Source organism: Streptomyces sp. NPDC050610 (assembly GCF_040654875.1).
In the GTDB taxonomy this organism is placed as follows: Bacteria; Actinomycetota; Actinomycetes; order Streptomycetales; family Streptomycetaceae; genus Streptomyces.
In genome coordinates, this window is the sequence record NZ_JBFAIV010000004.1 from 289,145 (window position 1) to 305,308 (window position 16,164).

The 16,164-nt window shown below is 71.5% G+C and carries 14 protein-coding genes; 12 read left to right on the plus strand and 2 right to left on the minus strand.

The genetic code is table 11. The annotated features are described in order from the left end of the window. The first annotated feature begins 81 nt into the window (after positions 1 to 81). The 8 genes from ruvC to AB0I22_RS07510 all read left to right on the plus strand — a co-directional run bounded on the left by ruvC (position 82) and on the right by AB0I22_RS07510 (position 9,497). Entirely contained in the window at positions 82 to 633 is a 552-nt protein-coding gene (ruvC, locus tag AB0I22_RS07475; RefSeq protein WP_363129695.1) for a crossover junction endodeoxyribonuclease RuvC, read from the plus strand. Further along, positions 630 to 1,253 (plus strand): Holliday junction branch migration protein RuvA, encoded by a 624-nt coding sequence (gene ruvA, locus AB0I22_RS07480; RefSeq protein ID WP_363129696.1) that lies wholly within the window; start codon positions 630 to 632, stop codon positions 1,251 to 1,253. The genes ruvC and ruvA overlap by 4 nt, the downstream gene beginning before the upstream one ends. Before the next feature lie 41 nt (positions 1,254 to 1,294). Then, positions 1,295 to 2,410 carry a Holliday junction branch migration DNA helicase RuvB gene (gene ruvB / locus AB0I22_RS07485; protein WP_363129697.1) on the plus strand — a complete coding sequence of 372 codons (1,116 nt, stop codon included), beginning with the start codon at positions 1,295 to 1,297 and terminating at the stop codon, positions 2,408 to 2,410. Between the two features lie 162 nt (positions 2,411 to 2,572). Then, positions 2,573 to 3,052 carry a preprotein translocase subunit YajC gene (gene yajC / locus AB0I22_RS07490; RefSeq protein WP_363129698.1) on the plus strand — a complete coding sequence of 160 codons (480 nt, stop codon included), beginning with the start codon at positions 2,573 to 2,575 and terminating at the stop codon, positions 3,050 to 3,052. A gap of 151 nt (positions 3,053 to 3,203) precedes the next feature. Then, entirely contained in the window at positions 3,204 to 5,024 is a 1,821-nt protein-coding gene (secD, locus tag AB0I22_RS07495; protein WP_363129699.1) for a protein translocase subunit SecD, read from the plus strand. Between the two features lies 1 nt (position 5,025). Further along, the gene (secF, locus tag AB0I22_RS07500) at positions 5,026 to 6,171 is read left to right on the plus strand and encodes a protein translocase subunit SecF (protein WP_363129700.1); all 1,146 of its coding nucleotides are present in this window, start codon (positions 5,026 to 5,028) and stop codon (positions 6,169 to 6,171) included. Next, complete coding sequence (locus AB0I22_RS07505; RefSeq protein WP_363129701.1) at positions 6,168 to 6,716, plus strand: adenine phosphoribosyltransferase; 549 nt, start codon at positions 6,168 to 6,170, stop codon at positions 6,714 to 6,716. The genes secF and AB0I22_RS07505 overlap by 4 nt, the downstream gene beginning before the upstream one ends. 171 nt (positions 6,717 to 6,887) lie before the next feature. After that, positions 6,888 to 9,497, plus strand: a complete 2,610-nt coding sequence (locus AB0I22_RS07510) for a RelA/SpoT family protein (protein ID WP_363129702.1) — start codon at positions 6,888 to 6,890, stop codon at positions 9,495 to 9,497. An 86-nt stretch (positions 9,498 to 9,583) separates the two neighbouring features. Here the strand turns inward: AB0I22_RS07510 and AB0I22_RS07515 are convergent, their stop codons facing one another. Both AB0I22_RS07515 and AB0I22_RS07520 read right to left on the minus strand, forming a co-directional pair. After that, on the minus strand, positions 9,584 to 10,813 hold the full coding sequence (locus tag AB0I22_RS07515) for a DUF349 domain-containing protein (protein ID WP_363129703.1): 1,230 nt from the start codon (positions 10,811 to 10,813) through the stop codon (positions 9,584 to 9,586). A 241-nt stretch (positions 10,814 to 11,054) separates the two neighbouring features. Further along, positions 11,055 to 11,876 (minus strand): peptidylprolyl isomerase, encoded by an 822-nt coding sequence (locus AB0I22_RS07520; RefSeq protein WP_363129791.1) that lies wholly within the window; start codon positions 11,874 to 11,876, stop codon positions 11,055 to 11,057. A gap of 148 nt (positions 11,877 to 12,024) precedes the next feature. Here AB0I22_RS07520 and AB0I22_RS07525 point away from each other — a divergent pair, with 148 nt between their 5' ends. The 4 genes from AB0I22_RS07525 to AB0I22_RS07540 are packed head-to-tail and all read left to right on the plus strand — an operon-like array spanning position 12,025 to position 16,157. After that, positions 12,025 to 12,735: an MBL fold metallo-hydrolase gene (locus AB0I22_RS07525; protein WP_363129704.1), complete on the plus strand. Its 711-nt coding sequence runs from the start codon at positions 12,025 to 12,027 to the stop codon at positions 12,733 to 12,735. A gap of 11 nt (positions 12,736 to 12,746) precedes the next feature. Beyond that, the gene (hisS, locus tag AB0I22_RS07530) at positions 12,747 to 14,006 is read left to right on the plus strand and encodes a histidine--tRNA ligase (protein ID WP_363129705.1); all 1,260 of its coding nucleotides are present in this window, start codon (positions 12,747 to 12,749) and stop codon (positions 14,004 to 14,006) included. A 59-nt stretch (positions 14,007 to 14,065) separates the two neighbouring features. Next, positions 14,066 to 14,719: a vitamin K epoxide reductase family protein gene (locus AB0I22_RS07535; protein WP_363129706.1), complete on the plus strand. Its 654-nt coding sequence runs from the start codon at positions 14,066 to 14,068 to the stop codon at positions 14,717 to 14,719. 58 nt (positions 14,720 to 14,777) lie between these two features. Next, positions 14,778 to 16,157 carry a replication-associated recombination protein A gene (locus tag AB0I22_RS07540; RefSeq protein ID WP_363129707.1) on the plus strand — a complete coding sequence of 460 codons (1,380 nt, stop codon included), beginning with the start codon at positions 14,778 to 14,780 and terminating at the stop codon, positions 16,155 to 16,157. Positions 16,158 to 16,164 lie beyond the last annotated feature (7 nt).

Consider the following 16,164-nt stretch of genomic DNA (forward strand, 5'->3'; position numbering starts at 1 on the left):
CGTGCCCGTGCCCGAGCGTTGTCAGTGGCAGCCGGTAACCTGCGTGAACAGTCGGCAGTCGGCCGAGGAAAGGGGGGCACGGTGCGCGTACTCGGCGTGGACCCGGGGCTGACCCGGTGCGGGATCGGCGTGGTGGAAGGCGTGGCGGGCCGCCCCCTGCGGATGGCCGGGGTCGGGGTCGTACGGACCGCGGCCGATGCCCCCGTCCCCGAGCGGCTCGTCCTCATCGAGCGCGGCATAGAGGCGTGGCTGGAGGAGCACCGGCCCGAATGCGTCGCCGTGGAGCGCGTCTTCAGCCAGCACAACGTCAGCACGGTCATGGGCACCGCCCAGGCCAGCGCCGTCGCCATGCTCTGCGCCGCCCGCCGCGGACTGCCCGTCGCGCTGCACACCCCCAGCGAGGTCAAGGCCGCCGTCACCGGCTCCGGCCGCGCCGAGAAGGCCCAGGTCGGCGCCATGGTCACCCGGCTGCTGCGGCTGGACGCGCCGCCGAAGCCGGCGGACGCCGCCGACGCCCTCGCCCTGGCCATCTGCCACATCTGGCGCGCGCCGGCGACCAACCGCCTCCAAGAAGCCGTCGCGGCCCACCGCCGCACCCTCGCCCCAGCACGTCTCCCGAAAGGCACCCGATGATCGCCTTCGTCTCCGGCCGGGTCGCGGCCCTCGCCCCGGACACCGCAGTCGTCGAGGTCGGCGGCGTCGGCATGGCGCTCCAGTGCACCCCGGGCACGCTCGCCGCCCTGCGCGTCGGACAGCCCGCCAAGCTCGCCACCTCCCTCGTCGTCCGCGAGGAATCGCTGACCCTCTACGGCTTCGCCGACGACGACGAGCGCCAGACCTTCGAGCTGCTCCAGACCGCGAGCGGCGTCGGCCCGCGGCTGGCCCAGGCCATGCTCGCCGTGCACGCCCCCGACGCCCTGCGGCGCGCCGTCGCCACCGGCGACGAGAAGGCCCTGACGGCCGTGCCCGGCATCGGCAAGAAGGGCGCCCAGCGGCTGCTGCTCGAACTGAAGGACCGCCTCGGCGACCCGGTCGGCCCCGGCGCGGGCACGGGCGTCGGCAGCGCCGCCGGCCCCGGCTGGCGCGAGCAGCTGACCGCCGCCCTGATCGGCCTCGGCTACGCCACCCGGGAGGCCGACGAGGCGGTCGTGGCCGTGGCCCCGCAGGCGGAGGCGGCCATGGCCGAGGGCGCTCAGCCGGCCGTACCGCAGCTGCTGCGCGCCGCGCTGCAGACCCTCAACCGGGCCCGCTGACGACCGGCCCCGCACGCCACCGCCTACCCGAGAGACCCACCATGAACTGGGACGAGCCCGCAGCGGCCACACCCGACGCCGACCTCGACGGCCCCGCGGGGCCGGGCGGGCGGCTGGTGGACGCCGCCGTCGGAGCCGACGGCGACGACCAGGCCGTCGAGGCCGCCCTGCGGCCCAAGGACCTCGACGAGTTCGTCGGCCAGGAGCGCGTCCGCGAACAGCTCGACCTGGTGCTGCGCGCGGCCCGCCAGCGCGGCGCCACCGCCGACCACGTCCTGCTCTCCGGCGCGCCCGGCCTCGGCAAGACCACCCTCTCGATGATCATCGCCGCCGAGATGGGCGCCCCCATCCGGATCACCTCCGGCCCCGCCATCCAGCACGCCGGCGACCTCGCCGCGATCCTCTCCTCCCTCGCCGAGGGCGAGGTCCTCTTCCTCGACGAGATCCACCGCATGTCGCGGCCCGCCGAGGAGATGCTGTACATGGCCATGGAGGACTTCCGGGTCGACGTCATCGTCGGCAAGGGCCCCGGCGCCACCGCCATCCCCCTCGAACTGCCGCCCTTCACCCTCGTCGGCGCCACCACCCGCGCCGGACTCCTGCCGCCGCCGCTGCGCGACCGCTTCGGCTTCACCGGCCACATGGAGTTCTACGCGCCGGCCGAGCTGGAGCGCGTCATACACCGCTCCGCCCGCCTCCTCGACGTGGAGATCGAGCGGGACGGGGCAAGCGAGATCGCCGGCCGGTCCCGCGGCACCCCCCGCATCGCCAACCGGCTGCTGCGCCGCGTCCGCGACTACGCGCAGGTCAAGGCGGACGGGCTGATCACCGCCGAGATCGCCGCGCAGGCCCTCGACGTGTACGAGGTGGACGCCCGCGGCCTGGACCGGCTCGACCGCGCGGTCCTCACCGCCCTCCTCAAGCTCTTCAGCGGCGGGCCGGTGGGCCTCTCCACCCTCGCCGTGGCGGTGGGGGAGGAGCGCGAGACGGTCGAGGAGGTCGCCGAACCGTTCCTGGTCAGGGAGGGGCTGCTGGCCCGTACGCCCAGAGGCCGGGTCGCCACCCCGGCCGCCTGGGCGCACCTCGGACTCCTGCCGCCGCGACAGGGCGCGGGCGGCCCCGGGCAGCCGGGACAGAGCGGCCTGTTCGACGGCTGACGGCGCGGGGACTGGTCGGCTCAGGAACCCCGGTGCCATGCTGGGCGTTGTTCCATAGGTGCGGACTCGCTTAGACTCCGCCGATGCCGTCCGTCTCGGTCCGGCATACCACCCCCGTAGTCCAGGCCGCTCCCCGGCGGTCGTGTGAAGGAAACCCGTCCCGTGAATCTCGTGACTCTCCTCCCGTTCATCGTGCTCATCGGGGCCATGTTCCTGATGACCCGGTCGGCGAAGAACAAGCAGCGCCAGGCCGCCACGATGCGGAACCAGATGCAGCCAGGCTCCGGCGTGCGCACGATCGGGGGCATGTACGCCACCGTCAAGGAGGTCCACGACGACGCGGTCAGCCTTGAGATCGCCCCCGGCGTGCACGCGATCTACGCGAAGAACTCCATCGGCGCCGTCCTTGAGGACTCGGAGTACAACCGCATCGTGCACGGGATCGAGCCCGAGGGCACCGAGACGCCGGTCGTCCCGGACGACGCCTCCTCGCTGACCGAGGACATCGAGCCGGCCGCCGAGGAGAAGAAGATCGACCTCGGCAAGGGCAAGGCGGACGAAGCGGGCGCGTCGGCGGACGACGCGAAGCCCGAGGACGTCAAGAAGGACGGCAAGCGCGACGGCGACACCGACGCGAAGTAAGGCCCCGTACGACGAACCGCGGAGCGCCCATTGAGCGGTGCGCCGCGGTTCCCTGACGGTCTAGGCTCCGGCGGGGGCACGTCCCCACAACACTTCGTGGCCGCCCGGCGCACACCCGACGCCGGGCGGTTGGACAGGGAGATACGACAAGGTGGCAGCACCGAAGAAGGGCCGTAGGTCCCCGGGCGGCCAGGGCAGGCCGGGGCGGATTCTCGCCCTGATCCTGATCGCCATGGTGGCGCTCGTGGGCGGGATGTTCACCTCCGGGCACACCACGCCGCGGTTGGGCATCGACCTCGCCGGTGGTACGAGCTTCACGCTGGAGGCCAAGAACCAGCCGGGCAAGCCCAACGCCATCAACACGACCAACATGAACACCGCCGTGGGCATCATCAACCGGCGTGTCAATGGTCTGGGCGTCACCGAGGCCGAGGTCCAGACGCAGGGCGCCAATCACATCATCGTGAACATCCCCAAGGGGACGGACGCGAAACAGGCCCGCCAGCAGGTCGGCACCACCGCCCAGCTCGGCTTCCGCCCGGTGCTGAGCACCACGCCCGTCAGCAAGTCCCCGCAGCCGTCCACCAGCCCTTCCTCCACCGCGAAGGACAAGAAGGACGGTAAGGGCGACAAGGACGGTAAGGACAAGGGCAAGGGCGGCGACAAGGCCGACCCGTCCGGCAGCAGTTCCACGCCCACCGGCACCCCGACGTCCAAGACGCAGGGCAGGGCCGTCACCGACGCCCTGAAGGCCGACGCGACCCCCGACCCCAAGACCACGGGCAAGGGGAAGGACTCCAAGGACGCCAAGGACGGCAAGGACCCGAAGCCCTCCCAGACGCCCCCCGGCTCCCCGGACGTCGCCGCCCTCCAGAAGCAGCTCGCCGAACTGGACTGCACCACCAAGGAGGGGATGGCCAAGGCGCGCGAGAAGGCAGCGGGCGCGGCCCCCAAGGACACGGTCGTCGCGTGCAAGAAGGACGGCTCCGCCAAGGAGATCCTGGGCCCGGTCGCCGTCGAGGGCACCGACGTCAACGGCGCCTCCGCGGTCTTCGACAGCCAGCGCGGCCAGGGCTGGATCGTCCAGCTGAAGTTCACCTCCGGCGGCTCCAAGAAGTTCGCGGCCGTCACCGGCAAGCTGGCCGGCCAGCAGCCGCCGCAGAACCAGTTCGCGATCGTCCTCGACGGCGAGGTCGTCTCCGACCCGTCGGTCAGCCAGTCCATCGCGGGCGGCGAGGCCGAGATCTCCGGCAGCTTCACCCAGCAGAGCGCCCAGGACCTCGCCAACGTGCTGTCCTTCGGCGCGCTGCCGCTCTCCTTCGACGTCGTCACCGAGACCACCGTGACCGCGGCGCTCGGCGGCGAACAGCTGCGCGCCGGTCTGCTCGCGGGCGCCATCGGCCTCGTGCTGGTGATCATCTACCTGGTGGCGTACTACCGCGGCCTCGCGCTCGTCGCCCTGGCCAGCCTCGGGGTCTCCGCGGTCCTGACCTACACGATCATGACCCTGCTCGGCCCGGCCATCGGCTTCGCGCTGAACCTGCCGGCCGTCTGCGGCGCCATCGTGGCCATCGGCATCACCGCCGACTCCTTCATCGTGTACTTCGAACGCATCCGGGACGAGATCCGCGACGGCCGGACCCTGCGCCCGGCCGTCGAGCGCGGCTGGCCGCGCGCCCGGCGCACCATCCTGGTCTCCGACTTCGTGTCCTTCCTCGCCGCCGCGGTGCTCTTCATCGTCACCGTCGGCAAGGTGCAGGGCTTCGCGTTCACGCTCGGCCTGACCACGCTCCTCGACGTCGTGGTGGTCTTCCTCTTCACCAAGCCGCTCATGACGATCCTGGCCCGGCACAAGTTCTTCGCCGGCGGACACCCGTGGTCGGGGCTGGACCCCAAGCGCCTCGGCGTGAAACCGCCGCTACGGGCCGCCCGCCGCCGCTCCTCCGCCCCCGTCGACCCCAAGGAGGCGTGAGATGTCGAAACTCGGCAGCATCGGCGCCCGGCTCTACCGCGGTGAGGTCGGCTACGACTTCGTGGCCAAGCGGAAGATCTGGTACGGCATCTCGATCCTCATCACCATCACGGCCATCGTCGGCCTGGCGGTGCGCGGCCTGAACATGGGGATCGACTTCTCCGGCGGAGCCGTCTTCACCACCCCGACCACCTCCGTCTCGGCCGAGCAGGCCGAGGAGACCGCCAAGAAGGCGTCGGGCCACACCGCGATCGTCCAGAAGCTCGGCAACAAGTCCCTGCGCATCCAGGTCAGCGAACTCAGCACGAGCGACTCCCGCTCGACGCAGGAGGCGCTCGCCAAGAAGCTGGACGTGCCGACCGAGAAGATCAACACGGACATCATCGGTCCGAGCTGGGGCGACCAGATCGCCAACAAGGCATGGATGGGCCTGGGGATCTTCATGGTCCTGGTGGTGATCTATCTCGCCATCGCCTTCGAGTGGCGGATGGCCATCGCCGCCCTGATCGCCCTGATCCACGACCTCTCCATCACCGTCGGCGTCTACGCGCTCGTCGGATTCGAGGTCACGCCGGGCACCGTGATCGGTCTGCTGACCATCCTCGGTTACTCCCTCTACGACACCGTCGTCGTCTTCGACGGGCTCAAGGAGAGCGCCCGGGGCATCACCAAGCAGAGCCGCAACACCTACAGCGAAATCGCCAACCGCAGCCTCAACGGCACCCTGGTGCGCTCCATCAACACCACGGTCGTGGCGCTGCTGCCGGTCGCCGCCCTGCTCTTCATCGGCGGCGGATTCCTCGGCGCGGGCATGCTCAACGACATCTCGCTGGCCCTCTTCGTCGGCCTCGCGGCCGGCGCGTACTCCTCGATCTTCATCGCCACCCCGCTCGTCGCCGACTTCAAGGAACGCGACCCGCAGATGAAGGCCCTGGCCAAGCGGGTGCGCGCCAAGCGCGCCGCCGCCGCGGCCAAGGCCGAATCGGGCGCGGAGGCGGATGATCGGGACGCCGCCGACGACATCGACGACGAGGATTCCGACGCCGACGAAGACGACGACACGGCCGCGGCCGGCGTCGTCGGACCGCGCCGCCAGCCCGCCGCCCGCAACCGCGGTCGCGGCCGTCCGTCGGGCAAACGCCGGTGAACGACACTGAGGAGCTGCGCTCCCTGCTGCTCAGCCGCATCGCGGACGTATTGGACTACCCGAAGCCGGGCGTGGTGTTCAAGGACATCACCCCGCTGCTCGCCGACGCCAAGGCGTTCGGCGCGCTCACCGACGCGCTCGTGGAGCTCTGCGAGCGCCACCGCGCGGACAAGGTCGTGGGCCTGGAGGCGCGCGGCTTCATCCTGGCGGCCCCGGTCGCCGTCCGCGCGGGGCTCGGCTTCGTGCCCGTACGCAAGGCCGGCAAGCTCCCCGGAGCGACGCTCGCCCAGTCGTACGAGCTGGAGTACGGCAGCGCCGAGATCGAGATACACGCCGACGCGCTGCGGCCCGGCGACCGGGTCCTGGTCATCGACGACGTCCTGGCCACCGGCGGCACCGCCGAGGCGTCCGTCCAGCTCATCCGCCGTACGGGCGCGGAGGTCGCGGGGGTGGCCGTCCTGCTGGAGCTGGGCTTCCTGCCCGGCCGCGAACGGCTGGCGCCGGCGCTGGCGGGCGCCCCGCTGGAGACCCTGATCACGGTCTGACCAGCGACGCGGCCCAGCCGCACAGAACGCGGGCGGGCACCGGGGAAGACCCCGGTGCCCGCCTTCCGTTATCCACAGGCCGGACGCCTGCGGAAGAGCGAGGTGGCCGGGATCGTTACCATGGCAGTCCGGACCTGACCGGGGGGCCGGACCCGCATGAGGAGAGTGCTCTTGCCAGACGAGGCCCAGCCGCTCACCGCCGCGCAGCCGCAGCAGCCCGCACCCGAGGCCGCGGCGGCCGCGAACACGCCCCGGGACCGAGGTGACGCCGCGGCGCGCACCGCGGCGGAGCCCGAGGCGAAGGCCGGGCCCGAGCCCGCACCGCAGCCCATGCCGACGACCGCCCCGAAGACGGCGGCCGAGGCCGTGCCCCCGACCCCGGCGGACCGGCCGAAGCCCGCCCCCGAGCAGCAGCCGACCCCTCCGGCGGACCGCCCCGCCCTCGGCGCCACCTCCGCCCGCCCGGCCCCCGGCCCCACCGCCCGCTCCGGCTCCTCCAACCGGGTCCGGGCCCGCCTCGCCCGCCTGGGCGTGCAGCGCTCCAGCCCGTACAACCCGGTCCTCGAACCGCTGCTGCGCATCGTCCGCGGCAACGACCCCAAGGCCGACGCCGCGACGCTCCGCCAGATCGAGAAGGCGTACCAGGTCGCCGAGCGCTGGCACCGCGGCCAGAAGCGCAAGAGCGGCGATCCCTACATCACCCACCCGCTCGCCGTCACCACCATCCTCGCCGAGCTGGGCATGGACCCCGCCACGCTGATGGCGGGCCTGCTGCACGACACCGTCGAGGACACCGAGTACGGGCTCGACACCCTGCGCCGCGACTTCGGCGACCAGGTCGCCCTCCTCGTCGACGGCGTCACCAAGCTCGACAAGGTCAAGTTCGGCGAGGCCGCCCAGGCCGAGACCGTGCGCAAGATGGTCGTCGCCATGGCCAAGGACCCGCGTGTCCTGGTCATCAAGCTCGCCGACCGGCTGCACAACATGCGCACCATGCGCTACCTCAAGCGGGAGAAGCAGGAGAAGAAGGCCCGCGAGACCCTGGAGATCTACGCCCCGCTGGCGCACCGGCTGGGCATGAACACCATCAAGTGGGAGCTGGAGGACCTCGCCTTCGCGATTCTCTACCCCAAGATGTACGACGAGATCGTGCGGCTCGTCGCCGAGCGGGCCCCCAAGCGCGACGAATACCTGGCGATCGTCACCGACGAGGTCCAGACCGACCTGCGCGCCGCCCGGATCAAGGCCACCGTCACCGGACGGCCCAAGCACTACTACAGCGTCTACCAGAAGATGATCGTGCGCGGCCGCGACTTCGCCGAGATCTACGACCTGGTGGGCATCCGCGTCCTCGTCGACACCGTCCGCGACTGCTACGCGGCGCTCGGCACCGTGCACGCCCGGTGGAATCCGGTGCCGGGGCGGTTCAAGGACTACATCGCGATGCCCAAGTTCAACATGTACCAGTCGCTGCACACGACGGTCATCGGGCCCAGCGGCAAGCCGGTCGAACTCCAGATCCGCACGTTCGACATGCACCGCCGCGCCGAGTACGGCATCGCCGCGCACTGGAAGTACAAGCAGGAGGCCGTCGCCGGCGCCTCCAAGGTCCGCACCGACGTGCCCAAGAACGCGGGCAAGGGCCAGGACACCGTCAACGACATGGCGTGGCTGCGCCAGCTGCTCGACTGGCAGAAGGAGACCGAGGACCCGGGCGAGTTCCTCGAATCGCTGCGCTTCGACCTCTCCCGCAACGAGGTCTTCGTCTTCACGCCGAAGGGCGACGTCATAGCGCTTCCGGCCGGGGCCACCCCGGTCGACTTCGCGTACGCGGTGCACACCGAGGTCGGCCACCGCACCATAGGCGCCCGCGTCAACGGACGGCTCGTACCGCTCGAATCGACCCTGGACAACGGCGACCTGGTGGAGGTCTTCACCTCCAAGGCGGCCGGCGCCGCGCCGTCCCGCGACTGGCTCGGCTTCGTCAAGTCCCCGCGGGCCCGCAACAAGATCCGCGCCTGGTTCTCCAAGGAGCGCCGGGAGGAGGCGATCGAGCAGGGCAAGGACGCCATAGCGCGGGCGATGCGCAAGCAGAACCTGCCCATCCAGCGCATCCTGACCGGCGATTCGCTCGTCACCCTCGCCCACGAGATGCGCTACCCCGACATCTCCTCCCTGTACGCGGCCATCGGCGAGGGGCACGTCGCCGCGCAGGGCGTCGTGCAGAAGCTCGTCCAGGCGCTCGGCGGCGAGGAGGCGGCCAACGAGGACATCGTCGAGTCCACCCCGATCCGCGGCCGCTCCAAGCGGCGTTCCAACGCGGACCCCGGCGTCGTCGTCAAGGGCGTCGACGATGTGTGGGTCAAGCTCGCGCGCTGCTGTACGCCCGTGCCCGGCGACCCCATCATCGGCTTCGTCACCCGCGGCAACGGCATCTCGGTGCACCGCGCGGACTGCGTCAACGTCGACTCGCTCTCGCAGCAGCCGGAGCGGATCATCGAGGTCGAGTGGGCGCCCACCCAGTCCTCGGTCTTCCTCGTCGCCATCCAGGTGGAGGCCCTCGACCGCTCCCGGCTCCTCTCGGATGTCACGCGGGTCCTCTCGGACCAGCACGTCAACATCCTCTCCGCCGCGGTCCAGACCTCCCGCGACCGGGTCGCCACCTCGCGGTTCACCTTCGAGATGGGCGACCCCAAGCACCTCGGCCACGTCCTCAAGGCGGTCCGCACGGTGGAGGGCGTGTACGACGTCTACCGCGTGACCTCGGCCCGCAGGCCCTGAGCGCGTAAACGGGTAAAGGCGTCGGGAACGGCGACGGCCCGGCGGGAGATCTCCCGCCGGGCCGTTCCGCGATCCGCTGCCAGGCGTCAGCCGCCGAACTCCTCAAGTCCCTTGAGGGCCTGGTCCAGCAGCGCCTGACGGCCGTCGAGCTCCTTCGCGAGCTTGTCGGCCTTGGCGGTGTTGCCCGCCGCGCGCGCCTTGTCGATCTGCTCCTGGAGCTTGTCCACCGCCGCCTGCAACTGGCCGGTGAGCCCCGCCGCGCGGGCCCGCGCCTCCGGGTTCGTACGACGCCACTCGGTGGACTCGGCCTCCTGGATCGCGCGCTCCACCGCGTGCATCCGGCCCTCGATCTTGGGCCGGGCGTCGCGCGGCACATGGCCGATGGCCTCCCAGCGCTCGTTGATCGAGCGGAAGGCGGCGCGCGCGGACTTGAGGTCCGCGACCGGCAGGAGTTTCTCGGCCTCGATGACCAGCTCCTCCTTGCGCGTGAGGTTGCCCTGCTGCTCGGCGTCGCGCTCCGCGAACACCTCGCTGCGGGCGTGGAAGAAGACGTCCTGCGCGCCGCGGAAGCGGTTCCACAGATCGTCCTCGGCCTCCCGCTGGGCACGCCCGGCGGCCTTCCAGTCAGCCATCAGCTCGCGGTAACGGGCGGCCGTCGGGCCCCAGTCGGTGGAGCCGGAGAGCGCCTCGGCCTCCGAGACCAGCTTCTCCTTCGCCTTGCGGGCCTCCTCGCGCTGCGCGTCCAGCGACGCGAAGTGCGCCTTGCGCCGCTTCGAGAACGCCGACCGGGCGTGCGAGAAGCGGTGCCACAGCTCGTCGTCCGTCTTGCGGTCGAGACGCGGCAGCCCCTTCCAGGTGTCGACCAGGGCCCGCAGCCGCTCGCCGGCCGACCGCCACTGCTCGCTCTCGGCCAGCTCCTCGGCCTCGGTGACGAGCGCCTCCTTGGCGCCGCGCGCCTCGTCGGACTGGCGGGCCTTGGCGGCCTTGCGCTCCTCGCGCCGCGCGTCGACATCGGCGACCAGCTTGTCGAGCCGCTTGCGCAGGGCGTCCAGATCGCCGACCGCGTGGTGCTCGTCGAGCTGCGTGCGCAGATGGTCGATGGCGGTCGTCGCGTCCTTCGCCGACAGGTCGGTGGTCCGCACCCGGCGTTCGAGGAGGCCGATCTCGACGACCAGGCCCTCGTACTTGCGCTCGAAGTAGGCGAGAGCCTCCTCGGGGGTCCCCGCCTGCCATGACCCGACGACCTGCTCGCCGTCGGCGGTACGCACGTACACGGTCCCCGTCTCATCGACGCGGCCCCATGGGTCGCTGCTCACAGCGCCTCCTCCACATGATGCCGGGCGGGCGTGCGGCCCGCGGGCATCGTCCACAGTTTCTTCCGGCCGGGCAGCGCCCTGGCCGGTCCGACGGCTTGAAGTTGCCGGCTTTCGTTCGCGCCTCGCAGGGTGACGGCCGTCGGAGCAGGCACCCTGCACAAGGCCAACATAGGCGACCGGCGGCCCGGCTGTCCGTAGCTCGCGCGACCGAAATTTCGCGGTACGGGCAGTGGGGCGGAGGTCAGGAGCCGGTCACCGCCGCCTTGTCGATCACCACCGAGGCGTTCGGAGCACCGTCTCCCTGGCCGGAACTCTCACCAGCGGCGGCGAGCTTCTTGAGGACCTTCATGCCGTCGGCGTCGATCGTCCCGAAGGGCGTGTACTGCGGCGGCAGCTTGCTGTCCTGGTAGACGAGGAAGAACTGGCTGCCCCCGGTGTGCGGTTTGCCGGTGTTGGCCATCGCCACGGTCCCGGCCGGGTAGACCCCGCCCTTGAGCGAGGGGGACTTGAGGTTCTCGTCCGGCAGCGTGTAACCGGGGCCGCCGCTTCCGGTGCCCTTCGGGTCGCCGCACTGGAGCACGTAGATACCGCTCGTGGTGAGCCGGTGGCACTTGGTGTGGTCGAAGAACCCCTTGTCCGCGAGGAACTTGAAGGAGTTGACCGTGTGCGGGGCGTTCTTCGCGTCGAGCTTCAGCCCGATGGCGCCGCAGGTCGTGTCGAGCTTCATCGTGTACGAGGCCGACGTGTCCACCGACATGTCCGGCTCCTTCTTCCACGTCGCCGTCGCGGGCGAGCCCGGCGCGGGCTTCGCCTTGCAGGGGTCGGCGGCGGGGGAGCCGGTGGCGGCCGCCTTCTCGGCGCTGTCGGACTTGTCGGAACTGGAGTCGTCCGTCAGCGATGTCGACGCGTACGCGGCGACGCCCGCCGCCAGCACCACGGCGAGACCCGCGGCGATCACCACATTGCGGCGGCGCGCCTTGCGCCGGGCCGCCTCGCGCCGCTGCTGCTGCCGCTCGAACTTCTCCCGGGCGAGCTGCCGCCGCCGCTGCTCGTTGTTGACCACCGGGTCATCTCCTCCTGCCGTCGTACCAGCCATGACCTGAGCCTGGCCGTACGGTATATGGGTTCGCGGCGGCAGGAGTGCCGCCGGTAGGCTTTGGGCAGCCGAGATCTTCCCTCGTGATCTGCCTCCGGACGATTTAAGGACGAACGTGCTCATTGCCGGGTTCCCCGCCGGGGCCTGGGGGACCAACTGTTATCTGGTCGCCCCCGCCGCCGGCGAGGAGTGCGTGATCATCGACCCGGGCCACCAGGCGGCCCCCGGGGTCGAGGAGACGCTCGCCAAGCATCGGCTGAAGCCCGTGGCCGTCGTCCTCACCCATGGGCACATCGACCACGTCGCCTCGGTCGTCCCCGTCTGCGGCGCCCACGACGTGCCGGCCTGGATCCACCCCGCGGACCGCTACATGCTGAGCGACCCGGAGAAGGCGCTGGGCCGCTCCATCGGGCAGCCGCTCATGGGCGAGCTGACCATGGGGGAGCCGGACGACGTCGAGGAGCTGACGGACGGCGCGGCGCTGCGCCTCGCGGGGCTGGAGTTCTCCGTCGTGCACGCGCCCGGCCATACCAAGGGGTCGGTGACCTTCAGGACGCCCGAGACCGCCGACGTGCCGTCGGTGTTCTTCGCGGGCGACTTCCTGTTCGCCGGCTCCATCGGACGCACCGACCTGCCCGGCGGCGACCACGCCGAGATGCTCGACTCGCTGGCCCGCGTGTGCCTGCCGCTCGACGACTCGACCGTGGTGCTGTCCGGCCACGGCCCCCAGACGACCATCGGCCGCGAGCGCGCCACCAACCCGTTCCTGCGGGACGTGGCCGCCGGCCTCGGAGCCGACACCCCGGCTCCACGACGAGGAATGTGAATCTTCATCCCGTGAGCACCTTCAAGGCACCCAAGGGCACGTACGACCTGATCCCGCCGGACTCCGCGGCGTTCCTCGCGGTCCGCGAGGCGATCTCCGCGCCGCTCAAGCGCTCCGGCTACGGCTATGTCGAGACGCCCGGCTTCGAGAGCGTCGAGCTCTTCTCGCGCGGCGTCGGCGAGTCCACCGACATCGTGACCAAGGAGATGTACACCCTCACCACCAAGGGCGGCAGCGAACTGGCGCTGCGCCCCGAGGGCACCGCGTCCGTGCTGCGCGCGGCGCTGGAGGCCAACCTGCACCGCGGCGGCCTCCCCGTGAAGCTCTGGTACTCCGGCTCGTACTACCGCTACGAGCGGCCGCAGAAGGGGCGCTACCGCCACTTCTCGCAGGTCGGCGCGGAGGCGCTGGGCGCCGAGGACCCGGCGCTCGACGCGGAGCTGATCATCCTGGCCAATGACGCGTACCGCTCGCTCGGGCTGCGGAACTTCCGCATCCTGCTCAACTCGCTGGGCGACAAGGAGTGCCGCCCGGCGTACCGCGCGGCGCTCCAGGACTTCCTGCGCGGTCTCGACCTCGACGACGAGACCCGCCGCCGCATCGACATCAACCCGCTGCGGGTCCTCGACGACAAGCGCGACGCGGTCCAGAAGCAGCTCGTGGGCGCGCCGATGCTCCGCGACCACCTGTGCGAGGCGTGCAAGGAGTACCACGAGCAGGTGCGCGAGCTGCTGACGGCGGCGGGCGTGGCCTTCGAGGACGACGAGAAGCTGGTGCGCGGGCTGGACTACTACACCCGCACCACGTTCGAGTTCGTCCACGACGGCCTCGGCTCGCAGTCCGCGGTCGGCGGCGGCGGCCGCTACGACGGCCTCTCCGAGATGATCGGCGGGCCGGAGCTGCCGTCGGTCGGCTGGGCGCTCGGCGTCGACCGCACGGTCCTGGCGCTGCAGGCGGAGGGCGTCGAGCTCGAACTGCCCGCGGCCACCGAGGTCTTCGCGGTGCCGCTCGGCGAGGAGGCCCGGCGGGCGCTCTTCGGGGTGGTCACCGAGTTGCGCCGGGCCGGGGTCGCCGCGGACTTCGCGTACGGCGGCAAGGGCCTGAAGAACGCGATGAAGTCGGCGAACCGTTCCGGCGCCCGGTATGCCGTGGTGGCGGGCGAACGGGACCTCGCCGAGGGAGTCGTGCAGCTCAAGGACCTGGAGAGCGGCGAACAGGCGCCGGTCGCGTTCGAAACCGTTGTGGGTGAACTGCTCGCCAAGCGGGGCTGATTGCCCGAGGCTGGTGCAGAATGGGCGGTCCACGACCGACTGACGGGACGAACGGCGCTATGACGACTGAGGCACTTGACCGCACGGAAGCGGACGAGGAGGAGGCGGGCACGGGCGCCGTGGGCGGCAGCCGTGCGTTCGCCCTCACGCTCGTGATCACCGGCGCCATGGGGCTGCTGGCCGCCTGGGTCATCACGCTGGACAAGACCAAGATCCTTGAAGCCAAGGTCGACGGCCGCACGTTCACCCCCGGCTGCAGCCTCAACCCCATCGTCTCCTGCGGCAATATCATGGAGAGCGCGCAGGCCAAGGCGTTCGGGTTCTCCAACCCGATGCTGGGCCTGGTCGCGTACGGCATCGTGATCTCGATCGGGCTGGGGCTGCTGGCCGGCGCCCGCTGCCGCCGCTGGTACTGGCTCGGGTTCGAGGCCGGCTGCCTCTTCGGCGTCGGCTTCGTGACCTGGCTCCAGTACCAGTCGCTGTACGTCATCGGCTCGCTCTGCCTCTGGTGCTGCCTGGCCTGGGTCGCCACCATCTTCATGTTCTGGTACGTCACCCTGAACAACATCCGGCACGGCTTCATCCCGCTCCCGGCCGGGCTGCGCCGCGGTCTGCTGGAGTTCCACTGGGTCGTCCCGGTGCTCTGGGTCGGCGTGATCGGCATGCTGATCCTCACCCGGTGGTGGTCGTTCTGGACCGGCGGCAGCGCCTGACCGTCGCAGGTCAGCGCCGTATGACGGCGTTGTCAGTGGGGTGGCATAGGGTTTCGGTGTGGAACCAGACCTGTTCACCGCCGCCGCCGAGGACCGCCAGGAGAAGGAGCCCTCCAGCAGTCCGCTGGCCGTCCGGATGCGCCCGCGCGTCCTCGACGAAGTCGTGGGCCAGCAGCATCTGCTGAAGCCGGGCTCGCCGCTGCGCCGCCTGGTCGGCGAGGGGAGCGGCGGCCCGGCCGGGCCGTCCTCGGTGCTCCTCTGGGGCCCGCCGGGCATCGGCAAGACGACGCTCGCCTACGTCGTCAGCCAGGCCACGAACAAGCGGTTCGTGGAGCTGTCCGCGATCACCGCGGGCGTCAAGGAGGTGCGGGCCGTCATCGACGGCGCCCGCCGCGCCTCCGGGGGGTACGGCAAGGAGACCGTGCTCTTCCTCGACGAGATCCACCGGTTCAGCAAGGCCCAGCAGGACTCGCTGCTGCCCGCCGTCGAGAACCGCTGGGTGACCCTCATCGCGGCCACCACCGAGAACCCCTACTTCTCGATCATCTCCCCGTTGCTCTCCCGGTCGCTGCTGCTGACCCTGGAGCCGCTGACCGACGACGACCTGCGCGGCCTGGTGCACCGGGCGCTCACGGACGAGCGGGGGCTGGGCGGCGCCGTCACGCTGCCCGCGGACTCCGAGGCGCACCTGCTGCGCATCGCGGGCGGCGACGCGCGCCGGGCGCTGACCGCGCTGGAGGCGGGTGCGGGCTCGGCCATCGCCAACGGCGAGGGCGAGATCACCCTGGAGACCCTGTCGGACGCCGTCAACCAGGCGGCGGTGAAGTACGACCGCGACGGCGACCAGCACTACGACGTCGCCAGCGCGCTGATCAAGTCCATCCGCGGCTCGGACGTGGACGCGGCGCTGCACTATCTGGCGCGCATGATCGAGGCGGGGGAGGACCCGCGGTTCATCGCCCGGCGGCTGATGATCTCGGCCAGCGAGGACGTGGGCCTCGCGGACCCCGGCGCCTTGCAGACCACCGTCGCCGCCGCGCAGGCCGTCGCCCTGATCGGCTTCCCCGAGGCCCGGATCATCCTCGGCCAGGCGACCGTCGCGCTCGCCCTCGCGCCCAAGTCCAACGCGGCCTATCTGGCGATCGACGCGGCGCTCACGGACGTACGGGCCGGGCTGGCCGGCCCCGTGCCGCCGCATCTGCGCGACGGGCACTACAAGGGCGCTCAGAAGCTCGGCCACGCGCAGGGCTATCTCTACCCGCACGACCTCCCGGGCGGCATCGCCGCCCAGCAGTACGCGCCGGACGCGGTGCACGGCAAGCGCTATTACGAGCCGACGCGCTACGGCGCCGAGGCCCGGTACGCGGATGTGGTGGAGCGGGTCCGCGCGCGGCTGCGCGGGGAGCAGCCGCCGCCCGCCGGGGAGGGGACGTCCTGACGGCGCC

Excerpts from the sequence above, each read along its gene's own strand:
- AB0I22_RS07535 (WP_363129706.1), top strand. The coding sequence starts at position 14,066 with ATGACGACTGAGGCACTTGACCGCACGGAAGCGGACGAGGAGGAGGCG.
- ruvA (WP_363129696.1), top strand. The coding sequence starts at position 630 with ATGATCGCCTTCGTCTCCGGCCGGGTCGCGGCCCTCGCCCCGGACACC.
- secF (WP_363129700.1), top strand. The coding sequence starts at position 5,026 with ATGTCGAAACTCGGCAGCATCGGCGCCCGGCTCTACCGCGGTGAGGTC.
- ruvB (WP_363129697.1), top strand. The coding sequence starts at position 1,295 with ATGAACTGGGACGAGCCCGCAGCGGCCACACCCGACGCCGACCTCGAC.